Origin of the sequence: Mesorhizobium sp. L103C131B0, assembly GCF_000502275.1 — a bacterium.
Taxonomy (GTDB): Bacteria; Pseudomonadota; Alphaproteobacteria; order Rhizobiales; family Rhizobiaceae; genus Mesorhizobium.
Map to the genome: position 1 here is coordinate 206,323 of NZ_AYXC01000010.1, position 13,693 is coordinate 220,015.

The 13,693-nt window shown below is 63.5% G+C and carries 15 protein-coding genes; 9 read left to right on the forward strand and 6 right to left on the reverse strand.

Annotated elements, in window-relative coordinates; translation table 11 throughout:
• Positions 1-126: 126 nt before the first annotated feature.
• The gene (locus X730_RS146595; protein WP_023701378.1) at positions 127-1,680 is read left to right on the forward strand and encodes an acetolactate synthase large subunit; all 1,554 of its coding nucleotides are present in this window, start codon (positions 127-129) and stop codon (positions 1,678-1,680) included.
• A gap of 11 nt (positions 1,681-1,691) precedes the next feature.
• On the opposite strand, the gene X730_RS146590 is transcribed toward X730_RS146595, so the two are convergent.
• Complete coding sequence (locus tag X730_RS146590) at positions 1,692-1,994, reverse strand: BolA family transcriptional regulator (RefSeq protein ID WP_023670675.1); 303 nt, start codon at positions 1,992-1,994, stop codon at positions 1,692-1,694.
• A 169-nt stretch (positions 1,995-2,163) separates the two neighbouring features.
• On the opposite strand from X730_RS146590, the gene X730_RS146585 reads away from it, so the two are divergent.
• The 4 genes from X730_RS146585 to X730_RS146570 all read left to right on the forward strand — a co-directional run bounded on the left by X730_RS146585 (position 2,164) and on the right by X730_RS146570 (position 6,834).
• Positions 2,164-2,793 carry a J domain-containing protein gene (locus X730_RS146585; RefSeq protein ID WP_032887126.1) on the forward strand — a complete coding sequence of 210 codons (630 nt, stop codon included), beginning with the start codon at positions 2,164-2,166 and terminating at the stop codon, positions 2,791-2,793.
• Positions 2,794-2,915: 122 nt separating this feature from the next.
• The gene (gene cobS, locus X730_RS146580; protein ID WP_023670677.1) at positions 2,916-3,902 is read left to right on the forward strand and encodes a cobaltochelatase subunit CobS; all 987 of its coding nucleotides are present in this window, start codon (positions 2,916-2,918) and stop codon (positions 3,900-3,902) included.
• Positions 3,903-3,913: 11 nt separating this feature from the next.
• On the forward strand, positions 3,914-5,812 hold the full coding sequence (cobT, locus tag X730_RS146575) for a cobaltochelatase subunit CobT (protein ID WP_023826752.1): 1,899 nt from the start codon (positions 3,914-3,916) through the stop codon (positions 5,810-5,812).
• Positions 5,809-6,834: an esterase-like activity of phytase family protein gene (locus X730_RS146570; RefSeq protein WP_023754175.1), complete on the forward strand. Its 1,026-nt coding sequence runs from the start codon at positions 5,809-5,811 to the stop codon at positions 6,832-6,834. Before cobT ends, X730_RS146570 begins: the two co-directional genes overlap by 4 nt.
• A gap of 5 nt (positions 6,835-6,839) precedes the next feature.
• Here the strand turns inward: X730_RS146570 and X730_RS146565 are convergent, their stop codons facing one another.
• From X730_RS146565 to rpmB, 3 genes are all read right to left on the reverse strand, one after another.
• Positions 6,840-7,511 carry a spermidine synthase gene (locus tag X730_RS146565; protein WP_023686729.1) on the reverse strand — a complete coding sequence of 224 codons (672 nt, stop codon included), beginning with the start codon at positions 7,509-7,511 and terminating at the stop codon, positions 6,840-6,842.
• A 3-nt stretch (positions 7,512-7,514) separates the two neighbouring features.
• Positions 7,515-8,195: a queuosine precursor transporter gene (locus tag X730_RS146560; protein ID WP_023731082.1), complete on the reverse strand. Its 681-nt coding sequence runs from the start codon at positions 8,193-8,195 to the stop codon at positions 7,515-7,517.
• 162 nt (positions 8,196-8,357) lie between these two features.
• Positions 8,358-8,654 carry a 50S ribosomal protein L28 gene (rpmB, locus tag X730_RS146555; protein WP_023670682.1) on the reverse strand — a complete coding sequence of 99 codons (297 nt, stop codon included), beginning with the start codon at positions 8,652-8,654 and terminating at the stop codon, positions 8,358-8,360.
• 259 nt (positions 8,655-8,913) lie between these two features.
• Here rpmB and X730_RS146550 point away from each other — a divergent pair, with 259 nt between their 5' ends.
• The 3 genes from X730_RS146550 to X730_RS146540 are packed head-to-tail and all read left to right on the forward strand — an operon-like array spanning position 8,914 to position 11,317.
• Positions 8,914-9,714: a DUF3108 domain-containing protein gene (locus tag X730_RS146550; protein WP_023826753.1), complete on the forward strand. Its 801-nt coding sequence runs from the start codon at positions 8,914-8,916 to the stop codon at positions 9,712-9,714.
• Between the two features lie 44 nt (positions 9,715-9,758).
• The gene (locus X730_RS146545) at positions 9,759-10,646 is read left to right on the forward strand and encodes an EamA family transporter (protein ID WP_023826754.1); all 888 of its coding nucleotides are present in this window, start codon (positions 9,759-9,761) and stop codon (positions 10,644-10,646) included.
• Positions 10,643-11,317 (forward strand): lysoplasmalogenase family protein, encoded by a 675-nt coding sequence (locus X730_RS146540; RefSeq protein ID WP_023826755.1) that lies wholly within the window; start codon positions 10,643-10,645, stop codon positions 11,315-11,317. Before X730_RS146545 ends, X730_RS146540 begins: the two co-directional genes overlap by 4 nt.
• On the opposite strand, the gene X730_RS146535 is transcribed toward X730_RS146540, so the two are convergent.
• A complete protein-coding gene (locus X730_RS146535; protein WP_023699114.1) occupies positions 11,314-11,745 on the reverse strand; it encodes a cupin domain-containing protein in 432 nt (143 codons plus the stop codon). The genes X730_RS146540 and X730_RS146535 overlap by 4 nt on opposite strands.
• Positions 11,746-11,765: 20 nt before the next feature.
• Complete coding sequence (gene gloB / locus X730_RS146530; RefSeq protein ID WP_023826756.1) at positions 11,766-12,533, reverse strand: hydroxyacylglutathione hydrolase; 768 nt, start codon at positions 12,531-12,533, stop codon at positions 11,766-11,768.
• Between the two features lie 118 nt (positions 12,534-12,651).
• Between gloB and X730_RS146525 the strand changes: the two genes are divergently transcribed.
• On the forward strand, positions 12,652-13,434 hold the full coding sequence (locus X730_RS146525; protein ID WP_023670688.1) for a methyltransferase domain-containing protein: 783 nt from the start codon (positions 12,652-12,654) through the stop codon (positions 13,432-13,434).
• The last annotated feature ends 259 nt before the right edge of the window (positions 13,435-13,693 follow it).

The following is a 13,693-nucleotide window of genomic DNA, read 5'->3' on the forward strand; positions in this document are numbered from 1 at the left end:
GGACCGTCGGTTGATCCCCGATCCCCGCGAGGCGTCCTGGATCAGACCAAAAGCCCCGGCGGGACATTGCCGACCCGGCGGCTACAGGTGCAATTGTTCCTGAGTTGTCGATTGGGAAAGAAAATCATGAATGGCGCCGATCTGCTGTGCGACGTGCTCCTGGCCAATGACGTCACGGTCTGCTTCGCCAATCCTGGCACATCCGAAATGCATTTCGTTGCCGCACTGGACCGCAAACCTCAGATGCGCTGCGTGCTCGGCCTGTTCGAGGGCGTGGTGACCGGCGCCGCCGACGGCTATGCGCGCATGACCGACCGCCCGGCAGCAACGTTGCTGCATACCGGACCGGGTCTCGCCAACGGTTTGGCCAACATGCACAACGCAAGGCGTGCGCGCAGCCCGATGATCAACATTGTCGGCGACCATGCTTCCTACCATCTGCCGCTCGACGCCCCGCTGACCAGCGACATTGAAGGCCTGGCGTCGCCGATGTCGAACTGGGTTGGCCGCGTCAAGGGGCCGGCCGATATTGTGCCGGCCGCAGAGGCGGCTTTCCGCGCCTCACTCACGCCGCCTGGCGTCACGACCTTGATCCTGCCTGCGGATGCCGCCTGGGGCGAAGTTGCTGCGATTTCGCCTGGCAAGGTGAAGCTGGAGCCGCCGCCCGCCGTCGACATGGCTGTTGTGCGCACGATCGCCGAAGCAATCCGCGCCGCGCCGGGCCGTGTCGGCATGGTGGTGCGTGGGCAGGCGGCGCGCGCCGATGGACTTGAAATCGCAGGGAGAATGTCATCGGGAAGCGATGTCAGGCTGTTCAGTGAGGTTCTGATCGCCCGCATGCAGCGCGGCCGCGGGCGGTTCGCCCCGACCCGCATTCCCTATCCGGTCGATGCGGCGACGGCCATGCTCCGGGATATCGACTTGCTGGTGCTGGTCGGCGCCAAGGAGCCGGTTGCCTTCTTCGCCTATCCCGGCAAGCCCGGGCGGCTGGTTCGGGACGATTGCAAGGTGCTTTCGCTGGCGGCGCATGGCCAGGATCTGAAAGCGGCGCTGGAGGCGCTGGCTGCCGAGGTCGGCATCAAGCCGACGCAGCAATTCGCCGCCGCAACCGCCTTTCCAGACGAACCGACGCTGAGCGGCAGACTGACGGACGATGCCATCGCGCTGTCGGTGGCGCGCAAACTTCCGGCCAATGCCATCGTCTGCGACGAAGCGGTCACCTCGGCGAGACGGTTCTTCGCGCTATCCGCCTTTGCGGCGCCGCACGACTACATGATGGGTACGGGCGGATCGATCGGCGGCGGCATTCCGATGGCGACAGGAGCAGCGATCGCCTGCCCGGACCGCAAGGTGATCAATCTCGAGGCCGACGGCAGCGGCATGTACACGGTGCAGGGACTGTGGACCCAGGCCAGGGAAAAGCTTGACGTCGTGACCATCATCTTTTCCAACCGGACCTACGCCATCCTGCATGGCGAAATGAAGAATGTCGGGGTCAATGAGATCGGCGAGAACGCTAGGCGCATGCTCGATCTCGACCATCCGGCGCTGGACTGGGTTGCGCTGGCCAAAGGCATGGGCGTCGAGGCGGCCCGCGCCGACACGTGCGAGCGGTTCGACGCGCTGCTCGACAGTGCCCTGTCGCGTCCGGGACCGTTTCTCATCGAAGCGGTGATCTGAGGCGGAGAGACTTACCAACGGGTCTTTTCGCCGGGTGCAGCCGGTTCGATTGCCAGCGCATGGACACCGGCTTGCAGCTCCGCTGCGAGCAATTCGTTGACGGCGCGGTGGCGGTCGATGCGGCTCATGCCGGCAAAGACGGATGAGACGATGCGGACGCGAAAATGCGTCTCGCCGGTGCCGTCATAGGCACCGTGATCGTCGGAGCCGTGGTGGTGATGACCGGCATGAAGGTGGCTTTCATTGACGATCGCCAGCCGCTCCGGCGAAAACGCCTTGTTCAGCTTGTCTTCCATCGTCGCCTGTATGGACATCGCCATCTCCCTTCACCATATCTGCAAGGCGTGATCGGGAGATCGGGGATCGATCCCGCCGGGCCGCCTCAAAAATCGCCATTCGCCCTGCTTTATGCCGCGATTCAGCGGTTAGGGCGATGATCGCGAAAATGTCAATTCTTGTTTCGCACGTGCGAACAGCCCATAAATGGGTGAGATGAAACCGTACCCCAAATATTTCGAGAAAATTCGGGTCCGTCCCGACAAGGATGCGGAGCTGAAGTCGCACTCGCCGATCTGCCAGTGGGACGGCTGCAAGGAGGCCGGTACCCACCGGGCGCCGGTCGGACGCATGAAGGAAGGCGAGTATTTTCAGTTCTGCTTCGATCATGTGCGCGAATACAACAAGGGTTTCAACTACTTCTCCGGCGTGCCGGACACCGAGATAGCCCGCTTCCAGAAGGAAGCGATGACCGGCCACCGGCCGACATGGAAGATGGGCGTCGCCGGCGCCTCGACGCGCTCCTCGCCCGATTTCGCCCAGCAGCGTTCCGGTCGCGCCGGCTATTACAACCGCATGCGCGATCCCTTCGATCTGTTCAAAGGGCCGAAGGACCCGCGCGAGGCGCGCGAGCGCAAGGCCAAGCCGCTTGAGGCCAAGGCGCTGGAAACGCTTGGCCTTGATACAAAGGCGACTGGCAAGGACATCAAGGCGCGCTATAAGGAACTTGTGAAGCGCCACCATCCGGATGCGAATGGCGGCGATAGAGGTTCGGAAGACCGGTTCCGCGATGTGCTGCAGGCCTATCGCGTGCTCAAGCAGGCGGGTTTGTGCTGAGCGACCTAACGGTCGTGTCGTTTTCCAACTTTCACAAGGGTGGAAAAGGCTCTAAGACCGCCCCCGGACAAAAACGATTGCCGGCGAAATCAGGCATTTCGCCCGTGGAGACTCGGATAGAGATGAACAAGGTCGATCGCGACATCGCCAATTTGCCCGACACGACGGTGTCAGTGAAAGACAAATTCGGCTTCGAGTCCAAGATGGTGGTGCCGGCCTATTCGGTGACCTCGGAACATGTGCCGGACATCGATCCGGATTATCTGTTCGACAAGGCGACGACGCTGGCGATCCTTGCCGGCTTTGCCTACAATCGCCGCGTCATGGTCTCGGGCTATCACGGCACCGGCAAATCGACGCATATCGAACAGGTCGCAGCCCGCCTTAACTGGCCCTGCGTACGCGTCAACCTCGACAGCCATGTCAGCCGTATCGACCTCGTCGGCAAGGACGCCATCGTCGTCAAGGATGGCCTGCAGATCACCGAATTCCGCGACGGCATCCTGCCTTGGGCCTACCAGCACAATGTCGCGCTCTGCTTCGACGAGTACGATGCCGGCCGTCCGGACGTGATGTTCGTCATCCAGCGCGTGCTGGAATCATCGGGGCGCCTGACGCTGCTCGACCAGAGCCGGGTCATCCGTCCGCATCCGGCGTTCCGCTTGTTTTCGACCGCCAACACCGTTGGCCTCGGCGACACCACCGGCCTCTATCACGGCACGCAGCAGATCAACCAGGCGCAGATGGATCGCTGGTCGATCGTCACCACGCTGAACTACCTGCCGCACGACAATGAGGTGAACATAGTGCTGGCCAAGGCCAAGCACTATCGCGACGGCAAGGGCAAGGACATCGTCAACAAGATGGTGCGGGTCGCCGACATGACGCGCTCGGCCTTCATCAATGGCGATCTGTCGACCGTGATGAGCCCGCGTACCGTCATCACCTGGGCCGAAAATGCCGAGATCTTCGGCAATATCGGCATGGCGTTCCGGCTGACCTTCCTCAACAAGTGCGACGAGCTGGAGCGTTCGGTGGTGGCCGAGTTCTACCAGCGCGCCTTCGGCGAGGACCTGCCCGAGAGCGCCGCCAACGTGGTGCTGGGCTGAGCAGAGCCTCGATGGCGGGTCCGGGCGACAACACGCGCAACAAGTCGAAGACGGGGTCTGAAGCCGACAGCTTCAAGCGTGCCGTCACCGTCTGCATGCGCGCCATCGCCGGCGACAAGGAGCTCGAAGTCGGTTTCGCCAAGGACCGCCCGGCGCTCGCCGGCAGCCGCGCCCGACTGCCCGAACTGCCGAAGAAAGCGTCCAAGACAGACATCGCGATTACTCGTGGCCTGGGTGATTCCATGGCGCTGAAGCGCGCCTGCCACGATCAGCGCATCCACACCAAACTGGCGCCGGAAGGCAAGCTGGCGCGCTCGATCTATGACGCCGTGGAACAGGCCCGCGTCGAGGCGATCGGCAGCCGCGCCATGCAAGGCGTCGCCGACAATATCGGCTCGATGCTGGAGGACAAATACGCCAAGGCCAACTTTGTCGACGTCAAGGACAAGGCCGACGCGCCGATCGAGGAGGCGCTGGCGCTGATGGTGCGCGAAAAGCTGACCGGACGGCCGATCCCGAAGAGCGGCGAACGGCTGGTCGACCTCTGGCGGCCCTGGGTCGAGGAAAAAGCCAAGGCCGATCTCGACGGACTGTCGGCCAAGCTTGGCGACCAGCAGGCCTTTGCCCGCGTCGTGCGCGAGATGCTTGCGTCCATGGAGATGGCCGAGGAACTCGGCGACGACCAGGAAACCGAAGACTCCGAGGACAATGACGACAACCAGCCGCAAGGCGAGGAGCAGAGCGAGGAGGGCGGTGAAGACGATTCCGGCTCCGAGCAGTCGCAGTCCGAGGATGCCGAGGCCTCGGCCGACGACGAACAGTCGTCCGAGACTGAGGCCTCCGACGCCACTGCCGACGATCTTTCCGACGATGACGATGCAGACGCCGAAACGCCGGGCGAGGCGCGCCGTAACGACAACCCCTTCGCCAACCTGCCGAAAGAGATCGACTACAAGGTTTTCACCACCGCCTTCGACGAGACGGTCGGTGCGGAAGAGCTGTGCGAGGAAGAAGAACTCGACCGGCTGCGCGCCTTCCTCGACAAGCAACTGGCCAATCTCTCCGGCGTCGTCGGACGGCTCGCCAACCGGCTGCAGCGCCGCCTGATGGCGCAGCAGAACCGTTCCTGGGATTTCGACCTCGAAGAGGGTTATCTCGATCCGGCACGCCTGGTTCGTGTCGTCATCGACCCGATGCAGCCGTTGTCGTTCAAGCAGGAGCGCGACACCAAATTCCGCGACACGGTGGTGACGCTGGTGCTCGACAATTCGGGCTCGATGCGCGGTCGGCCGATCACGGTTGCCGCCACCTGTGCCGACATTCTGGCGCGCACGCTGGAGCGCTGCGGCGTCTCGGTCGAGATCCTCGGCTTCACCACGCGGGCGTGGAAGGGCGGACAGGCTCGCGAGAAGTGGCTGAAGGACGGCAAGCCGCCGAACCCCGGCCGGCTCAACGATCTGCGCCACATCATCTACAAATCCGCCGATCATCCGTGGCGTCGCGCCCGGCGCAATCTCGGCCTGATGATGCGCGAGGGCCTGCTCAAGGAAAACATCGACGGCGAGGCGTTGTTATGGGCGCACAACCGGCTGATCGCCCGGCCCGAACAGCGCAAGATCCTGATGATGATCTCGGACGGCGCGCCGGTGGACGATTCGACGCTGTCGGTCAATCCTGGCAACTATCTCGAGCGGCATCTGCGCGCCGTCATCGAGCTGATCGAGACGCGCTCGCCGGTCGAGCTGCTGGCCATCGGCATCGGCCACGACGTTACCCGCTATTACAGGCGCGCCGTCACCATCGTCGATGCCGAGGAACTGGCCGGCGCCATGACCGAGCAGCTGGCCTCGCTGTTTGCCGAGGAAAACGTGCGCGATACACGCCGCGGCGGCTACCGGCGCGCTGGATGATTTTTTTGCGCGGCGGGTTTCGGCAGATGCTCTTCGCGGTCACTGCCTTGTTCGGCATGGCGTTTGCGCCGGCCATCGCCGCCGGCCCAAGCGCGGTCGAGCCGGTCGAAGTCTCGGCGCGGCCGATCACCACCTTCAATATCGGCAGCGCCGACAAGCAGTTTGGGCTGCTGGAATTCGTCGGCGGTCTTGAGATGAACTCGACGACGCGCGATTTCGGCGCGCTGTCGGCATTTCGGTTCGTCAAACCCGGCAGCGATTTCATCGGCGTCGCCGATACGGGCTTCTGGTTCTTCGGCTCGATCACCCATGATGCCAACAAGCGGCCGTCCGGCATCCAGAATTTCCGCATGCAGCAGATGGTCGATGAAAAGGGCCGGCCGATCGACAGGAAATGGGAAGTCGATGCCGAGGGCCTTGCAGTCAAGGACGGCATCGCCACCGTCGGCTTCGAGCGCGATCACCGCGTCGCCCAGTTCAAGATTGACCCCAGCAACATGACGGCGCCGTTCAAGCAACTGAACTTTCTGGTTCCAGCCCGCGAACTGCGACAGAACCGCGGTTTCGAGACCGTCACCCACGCCAATCCCAACGGCCAGCACGAGGGCGGCCTCGTCGTGGTCTCGGAAAAGAGCTTGGACAAGGCTGGCAACATCTATGCCGCCATCATCGAAGGGCCGCACAAGGGCGTCTTCACGGTCAAGCGCAACGGTGATTTCGACATCACTGACGGCGCCTTCCTGCCGGATGGCGACCTGCTGCTTTTGGAGCGCAGTTTCTCGATGGCCGGCGGTGTCAGGATGCGGCTAAGGCGCATCTATGGCGAAAGCGTCGAGAAGGGCGCGGTTGCCGACGGGCCGGTGCTGATGGAAGCCGACATGGGCTACCAGATCGACAATATGGAAGGACTCGACGTCTGGACCCGCGATGACAGAGCGCTGATGGTGTCGCTGATCTCGGACGACAACCATTCGATCCTGCAGCGCAACCTCTATCTGGAATTCATCCTGCACCAGGATTGAGAGCCCTAAGGCTTGGTGGCGATCCAGATGACGTGGCGCGCGCCGCGCTTGCCATTGGCGCGCGTCTTCACCTCGTCCACGACAAAGCCCGCCTGCTTGAGCCTAAGTGTGAAGCCGGCATCGGGGCCTTGCGACCAAACAGCCAGCACGCCCCCGGGCCTGAGCGCTGCACGCGCCGCGCCGAGGCCGGCAGCGCCATAGAGGGCGTCGTTGCCCTTGTAGACGATGCCTTCGGGGCCATTGTCGACATCGAGCAGGATGGCGTCCCAGGCTGCCTTGTCGGATCTTATGATGTGCCCGGCGTCGGCTTCGCGAACCGTCACACGGGGATCGTCGAGACAGCCGGCGAAGACCGCCTCCATGGGGCCGCGCGCCCAGGCGATGACGGCGGGGACAAGCTCGGCAACGGTGATGCCTGCATCGGCGCCCATTTGGGCAAGCGCAGCGCGCAGCGTAAAACCCATGCCGAGGCCGCCGATCAGGATTTTCGGTTGGGCGCGGCCGCCGATCTTTTCACAGGAGAGCTTGGCCAGCGCTTCCTCGGAGCCGCTGAGGCGGCTGTTCATCAGCTCATTGGTGCCGAGCATGATCGAGAATTCGCTGCCGCGCTGCTTGAGGCGCAGTTCCTGTCCGCCGTCAGGCGTTTTGGCCGAGCCGAGCTGGACCCAGGGAATCACGGCCTAGACAGCCACGGCCGGCTGGCTCCAGTGGGCGGCGAGCAGCCGGTAGGGGATCAGGGCCACAACAGCGATGATCAGCTTCACCGAGAGGTCGCCCAAGGCCCAGGAGACCCAGCGCATGGACTCGACCGGCAGCACGCCCATCAGCGGCGCCGTCTCCAGCGCAAAGCTGTCGTTCGGGCCGGCAAAAGCGAAGGCGGCCGAAAAGGCGATGCTGAAGAACACCAGGGTGTCGAACACCGAGCCGACCAGCGTGCCGACGATCGGCGCGCGCCACCAGCTCTGCCGGCGCAACCGGTTGAACACGGTGACGTCGAGCAATTGCGCGCAAAGGAAGGCCGCGCCGGAAGCTGTGGCGATGCGCACCAGCCGGTCGGCTGATGTCTCGAACTCGATCAGGCCGTGGCGAAACAGGAAGGGCGGGACGAGGATCGAGCAGACCACAGCGGTCATGAAGCCGACAAGGACGATGCGGCGCGCCACGGTCGGCCCGTAGCGGCGGTTGGCAAGGTCGGTGACCAGGAAGGAGAAGGGATAGGTGAAGGCGCCCCAGGTCAGGATGTCGCCCAGCGACAGACCGCCGGCCTGGCCCTGCATCGGGAACTGCACGAGGATGTTCGATGCCACGACGACAAGCGCCATGGCGGCCACAAAGGGCAGATATCGCGAGAAGGAAGTCATTTTTTTATCCTGGGTAATGGAACCAGCCAGGCGCTAGCCGAAGTTCGGGTCGCGCTGCCTTGCAAGTTTTGAGCATCGGATTGCTCCGATGCTGCTGCCTTAGAAGTTTTGAGCCTCGGATTGCTCCGATGCTCAGGGCGGTCGTCCCCCGCCTTGATATCGTTAAGCGGCGGGCTGGTCGGCCAGCTTCTTGGCGATCTGCTTCTTCAACAGGCGCGCCCGCTGCGACAATTCCTTGGCGTCGGCCTTGGCCAGGAAGGCGTCGAGGCCGCCGCGATGCTCGACCGAACGCAGCGCGTTGGCCGAAATGCGCAGGCGCACATTCTGGTTCAGCGCTTCCGAAATCAGCGTCACATTGACGAGGTTCGGTAGGAAGCGGCGCTTGGTCTTGTTGTTGGCGTGGCTCACATTGTTGCCGGTCTGGACTGCCTTGGCAGTGAGTTCGCAGGTGCGGGACATGGTTCTAACCTTCAGTTCTGTCTAGCCTGCCAAACCTTGTTCGCCCGCGCCGGGTGGCGCGCGGTTTCAGTCAGGCGGCCTTATGGAAAAGTTGGCGTTCCATAGTTGCATTTCGCCAATGCGTCAAGCTCCGGCTTACCCACGACTGTGACGAGCGTTTCACATAAAGGCCGGAATTCAGCCTATAAGCGGTCGGACAGGGACATCTCAAGCCGGAGTCGCCCGCCTCCGGTTAAAAAAATCAAGGACCGAGCCCGCCATGCTTCGCCCGTCACATGCCGTTGTCGCCATACTTGTCGCCGCCTTGCCGACATCAACCCTTGCCGCCGCGCCCGCAGCCACCGCACAGTCCTTCAAGGGCGAATACACGGTGTCGTTCCTCGGCCTTTCCGTGGCCAAGGCGACATTTTCCAGCCACTACGAAGGCGATAGCTATTCCATAGACGGCACCGTCTCCAGCGCGGGTCTCGCCACCTTGTTCGACGACACGAGCGGCACGATCTCGTCAAAGGGCAAGATCCTGGGCAAGCAGATGCAGCCGCAGGTATTTCGCGCCGATTATAAGTCTGGCAGGAAGGCTTCCATGGTCGATATCCGCTTTGCCAATGGCGCGGTGACCGCCACCCAGGTCATTCCCGAACCGAAAAAGCGCAATCCCAAAAACTGGATACCGCTGGGCAGCAACGATCTGGCATCGGTGCTCGATCCGATGGCGGCTACCGTCATCCATGCCGACAGCCTCGACCAGGTCTGTGGGCGCAAGGTGAAATTCTATGACGGCGAGATGCGCGCCGACCTGACGCTGACCTACGCCTCGAAAGGATCGATCTCGGTCAAGGGCTACAAGGGCGACACCGTTACCTGCAAGATGAGCTTCGAGCCGGTGGCAGGCTACCGCAAGGGCCGCAAGGCGCTGAATTACCTGAAGAAGAAGAGCCAGATGATGGTGACGTTTGCACCGCTCGGCCAAACCGGCATATATGCGCCGATCCACGCCACGGTCGGGACGCAGATCGGCACCTTGACTGTCAGCGCGGGGCGGTTCGAAGCAACTGAATAGACGCGCCCACCCGAATAGAATGGGGCGCGTCGCCGGAGACGGGCATGGGGCGCGCAACACTGATCGGTTTCTCGGCGGTCGCCATGTGGGCGCTGCTGGCGTTGCTCACCGATGCGTCGGGCGCCGTGCCGCCATTCTTGCTCTCGGCCATCACCTTCACCATCGGCACCGCAGTCGGGCTGGTTGCCCGGCCGTTCATGCCGGCGACCGATAAAAGCCTGAAGATCCCACGCCAGGTCTGGGTGATCGGCATTGCCGGACTGTTCGGCTACCATTTCTTCTATTTCACCGCGCTGCGCAACGCGCCGGCGGTCGAGGCAAGCCTGATCGCCTATCTGTGGCCGCTGCTGATGGTGCTGGGATCAGCGCTGATGCCGGGCGAGAAGCTGGCCTGGAACCATGTCGTCGGCGCGCTGCTCGGGCTCGCCGGGACCGTGCTGATCGTCACCAAGGGTGGCGGCCTCGCCTTCGATGCTCGCTACACCTTTGGCTATGCGATGGCGGCCGTCTGTGCGCTGCTGTGGTCGTCCTATTCGCTGCTGTCGCGGCGCTTTCCGGCGGTGCCGACCTCGATCGTCACCTGGTTCTGCGCCGCCACGGCAGCCCTGTCTCTCGTCTGCCATCTTCTGCTGGAAAAGACGGTGCTGCCCGATGGTCCCGGCCAGTGGCTGGCGGTGCTTGGTTTGGGGTTGATGCCGGTGGGCGCGGCCTTCTACGCCTGGGATATCGGCGTAAAGCGCGGCAACATCCAGGTGCTCGGCGCGGCAAGCTATGCGGCGCCACTGCTGTCGACATTGGTGCTGATCGCGGCGGGCGTTGCCGAGCCGTCGCTGCGTATCCTGGCTGCCTGCGTACTGATCACCGGCGGCGCGGCGCTGGCGGCGAAATCGTTGTTCCTGCGCAAGGCGGCAACTGGCGGGGCAAGCGCATGACGATGCCGTTTGCCGGCGGCATCGACGCCAACGCAAATGCAACATTGATTTTTTCGCTGGTGGCGGCAGTGATCTACGCCTTCACCCTGGATATGCGGCCGACGCTGGCCCGCTCGGCGGCAAAGACGCTGGCCGTGGCCATGCTTGCGGCACTCGTCTTCATGCAAGGTGGGCCGCTGTTGCTCGTCGTCGCACTGCTGCTCAGCGGCGTCGGCGATGCCTTCCTGTCGCGTGACGGCGAAAAGGCCTTCCTCGGCGGGCTGGCCAGCTTCCTTGCGGCGCATGTCCTCTATGTGCCGCTCTTCCTGCTCGGCGGCGGCGGGCTGGATGTGCTCAGCACCGAGACATGGCGCGGCGCCATCGCGCTGGCCATGGCGGCCTTCGCAGTCGTGATGCTGGCGGCGCTCTGGCGCCGTGTCAGTCCCGGCCTGCGGGTGCCGATCGCCATCTATATCGCGGCCATTCTGGCGATGGGCATCTCGGCGTTGACGCTCGCCAATCCGTGGGTCATCGGCGGCGCTGTTATGTTCATGGCATCGGACGGGCTGCTTGCCGCGGAGAAATTCCTGGTTCCGGCAATAGCACCCTATCGCGCCGGCATCCGTTATGCGGTCTGGGTGCTCTACTATGCCGCCCAGCTCTGCATAACTCTTGGCTTTCTTCTGGCCTAAGGCTGCCAGCCCGGCTCGGCCATTTCAAACGCGGCGAAGTCGAAGCCCGGCGCCACGGTGCAGCCGACCAACGTCCATTCGCCGAGGCTGCGCGCCGATTGCCACCAGCCGGCCGGCACGACGATCTGCGGCCGCTCGCCCGCCGCAAGCTCAATGCCGAGCACCTGCTCGATCACCTGGTTAAGCATTGGACTACCTTCCTCGCACATCGACAGCGCCAGCGGCGCTCCGGCATGGAAGTGCCAGACCTCGGCCGCGTCCTTGACCCGGTGCCAGGCCGAAATCTGGTCCTGTTCAAGGAGGAAATAGATCGCCGTCGAATGGCCACGCGCGCCACCGGCGCCGTCGCGAAAGGTCTCGGCATACCAGCCGCCTTCCGGATGCGGCTTGAGGCCAAGCATGGCGATGATTTCAGCGGCGCTGGTCATGGCTGATCCCGGAACGATGCTCAGAAATTGTCCTTGCGCTTGCGGATTTCCGCGAACACTTCGGCGTCGGAGGCCTCCTCCATACGGAGATGCTTGCGGATCGCCGGGTCGTGCCAGCGCAGGAACGGATTGGTCGACAATTCCTCGCCGATCGTGGTCGGCAGCGTCGCCTTGTCGTCGGCGCGCAGGGTCTCGATCTTGGCGGCGCGTTCTTTCAGCGCCGAATTGGTCGGGTCGACGGTCAACGCAAAGCGGGCGTTCGAAAGCGTGTACTCGTGGCCGCAATAGATGACCGTGTCCGCCGGGAGTGCGGCGAGCTTCTTCAGCGACTCGTACATCACCGGCGGCTTGCATTCGAACAGCCGGCCGCAGCCGAGCGCGAACAAAGTGTCGGCGGTGAACGCCACTTTCGAGGCCGGAAAATGATAGGAGACATGGCCCGCAGTGTGGCCGGGCGTGGCGATGACATCGATCCGCTCGCCGCCGAGATGGACGACCGAGCCTTGCCCGACGGTCTCGTCGATGCCGGGGATCTTTTCCTTTTCAGCCTCCGGTCCGACGATGCGCAGCTTGAAGCGCTCCTTCAGTGCCAGATTGGCCTCGACATGGTCGACATGGTGGTGGGTGGTCAGGATCATCGTCGGCTTCCAGCCGGTACGCTCGATCGCGGCAATGATCGGCGCTTCTTCGGGCGCGTCGATGATGGCGGTCTCGCCGCTTTTCGGGTCATGCACCAGCACGCCGAAATTGTCGCTGCGGCACATGAACTGTTCGATTTCGACGGGCATTGGCATCTCTCCATCTGTTGGCGCAGACATAGGGCGCTTGGCCGCCGATGTCACTCTAGCTTTGCAGAACGTGGCGGCTTTGTTGAACTTGGGCGGCATCGCAGCTACCGTCCCGCGCATGCATTCCGATATCGTCGATCTCCGCTCCTTCTATTCGACCACGCTCGGCCGCCTGGCAGAACGCTCGATCACCATGGCGCTGTCCTCAATATGGGCAACAGTGCCCAATGAGCGGCTGGTCGGGCTCGGCTATACCTTGCCGTGGCTGGAGCGGTTCGGCACCGATGCCGAGCGGGTGTTTGCCTTCATGCCTGCCACGCAAGGCGCCGTCGTCTGGCCGGCGAACGGGCCGACGGCTACGGCGCTGGTCTTCGACGAGGAATTGCCGCTGGTCGATTCCTGCATCGACCGCATGCTGCTCGTGCATTCGCTCGAACATGTCGAAAACCCGCGCGAGACGCTGAACGAGATCTGGCGGGTGCTGTCGCCGGCAGGGCGCGTCGTCATCGTCGTGCCCAACCGGCGGGGTGTCTGGGCGCGGTTCGAGCACACGCCGTTCGGCAATGGCCGGCCGTTCTCGCGCGGCCAGCTGACAGAATTGCTGCGCGAGGCGAATTTCACACCGGCTTCCTGGTCCGACGCGCTGTTCTTCCCGCCATCGCCGCGGCGCTTCATGATGCGGTTCCACAATGTGCTGGAGCGCGCCGGCCGGCGGTTCTGGCCGATCTTTTCCGGCGTCATCGTGGTCGAGGCGCAGAAGCGGCTCTATCAGGGCGTGCCGGTCGCGCAGCGCGCCTCGCGCCGTGTCTTCGTGCCGGTACTGTCACCGCACGGTGCGACGCGGCTTGGCCGCCGGGCGGAAGGGGTGACATCGACGACGCGTCAGGTGACACCTTCGTGATCATCATGAAAACTGGTGTTGCGTGGGTTTTTCCCACCTATCTGTCGCAGATGCATTCGCGGTCCGTTTGAGCGGCGGATGCCTTCAAGTCTCTCCATCTGGTTTCAGCAACGCTTCTGAACGCAAGGACCTCGTGCATGGCTGATCAACCGGACAAGTCCGCCACCGTTCAGCCGGTAACCGTCGAAGCCAGCAGCCTGCGCGATCAGGTGGCGACGATCAAACGGGCGCTGATAGGCTCACCGGTGCGCAAGTGGCT

Bases quoted from the DNA above. Each gene is read 5' to 3' on its own strand.
- X730_RS146595 (WP_023701378.1), top strand. From the start codon at position 127: ATGAATGGCGCCGATCTGCTGTGCGACGTGCTCCTGGCCAATGACGTC.
- X730_RS146590 (WP_023670675.1), bottom strand. From the start codon at position 1,994: ATGTCCATACAGGCGACGATGGAAGACAAGCTGAACAAGGCGTTTTCG.
- X730_RS146585 (WP_032887126.1), top strand. From the start codon at position 2,164: ATGGGTGAGATGAAACCGTACCCCAAATATTTCGAGAAAATTCGGGTC.
- cobS (WP_023670677.1), top strand. From the start codon at position 2,916: ATGAACAAGGTCGATCGCGACATCGCCAATTTGCCCGACACGACGGTG.
- cobT (WP_023826752.1), top strand. From the start codon at position 3,914: ATGGCGGGTCCGGGCGACAACACGCGCAACAAGTCGAAGACGGGGTCT.
- X730_RS146570 (WP_023754175.1), top strand. From the start codon at position 5,809: ATGATTTTTTTGCGCGGCGGGTTTCGGCAGATGCTCTTCGCGGTCACT.
- X730_RS146560 (WP_023731082.1), bottom strand. From the start codon at position 8,195: ATGACTTCCTTCTCGCGATATCTGCCCTTTGTGGCCGCCATGGCGCTT.
- rpmB (WP_023670682.1), bottom strand. From the start codon at position 8,654: ATGTCCCGCACCTGCGAACTCACTGCCAAGGCAGTCCAGACCGGCAAC.
- X730_RS146550 (WP_023826753.1), top strand. From the start codon at position 8,914: ATGCTTCGCCCGTCACATGCCGTTGTCGCCATACTTGTCGCCGCCTTG.
- X730_RS146545 (WP_023826754.1), top strand. From the start codon at position 9,759: ATGGGGCGCGCAACACTGATCGGTTTCTCGGCGGTCGCCATGTGGGCG.
- X730_RS146540 (WP_023826755.1), top strand. From the start codon at position 10,643: ATGACGATGCCGTTTGCCGGCGGCATCGACGCCAACGCAAATGCAACA.
- X730_RS146535 (WP_023699114.1), bottom strand. From the start codon at position 11,745: ATGACCAGCGCCGCTGAAATCATCGCCATGCTTGGCCTCAAGCCGCAT.
- gloB (WP_023826756.1), bottom strand. From the start codon at position 12,533: ATGCCCGTCGAAATCGAACAGTTCATGTGCCGCAGCGACAATTTCGGC.
- X730_RS146525 (WP_023670688.1), top strand. From the start codon at position 12,652: ATGCATTCCGATATCGTCGATCTCCGCTCCTTCTATTCGACCACGCTC.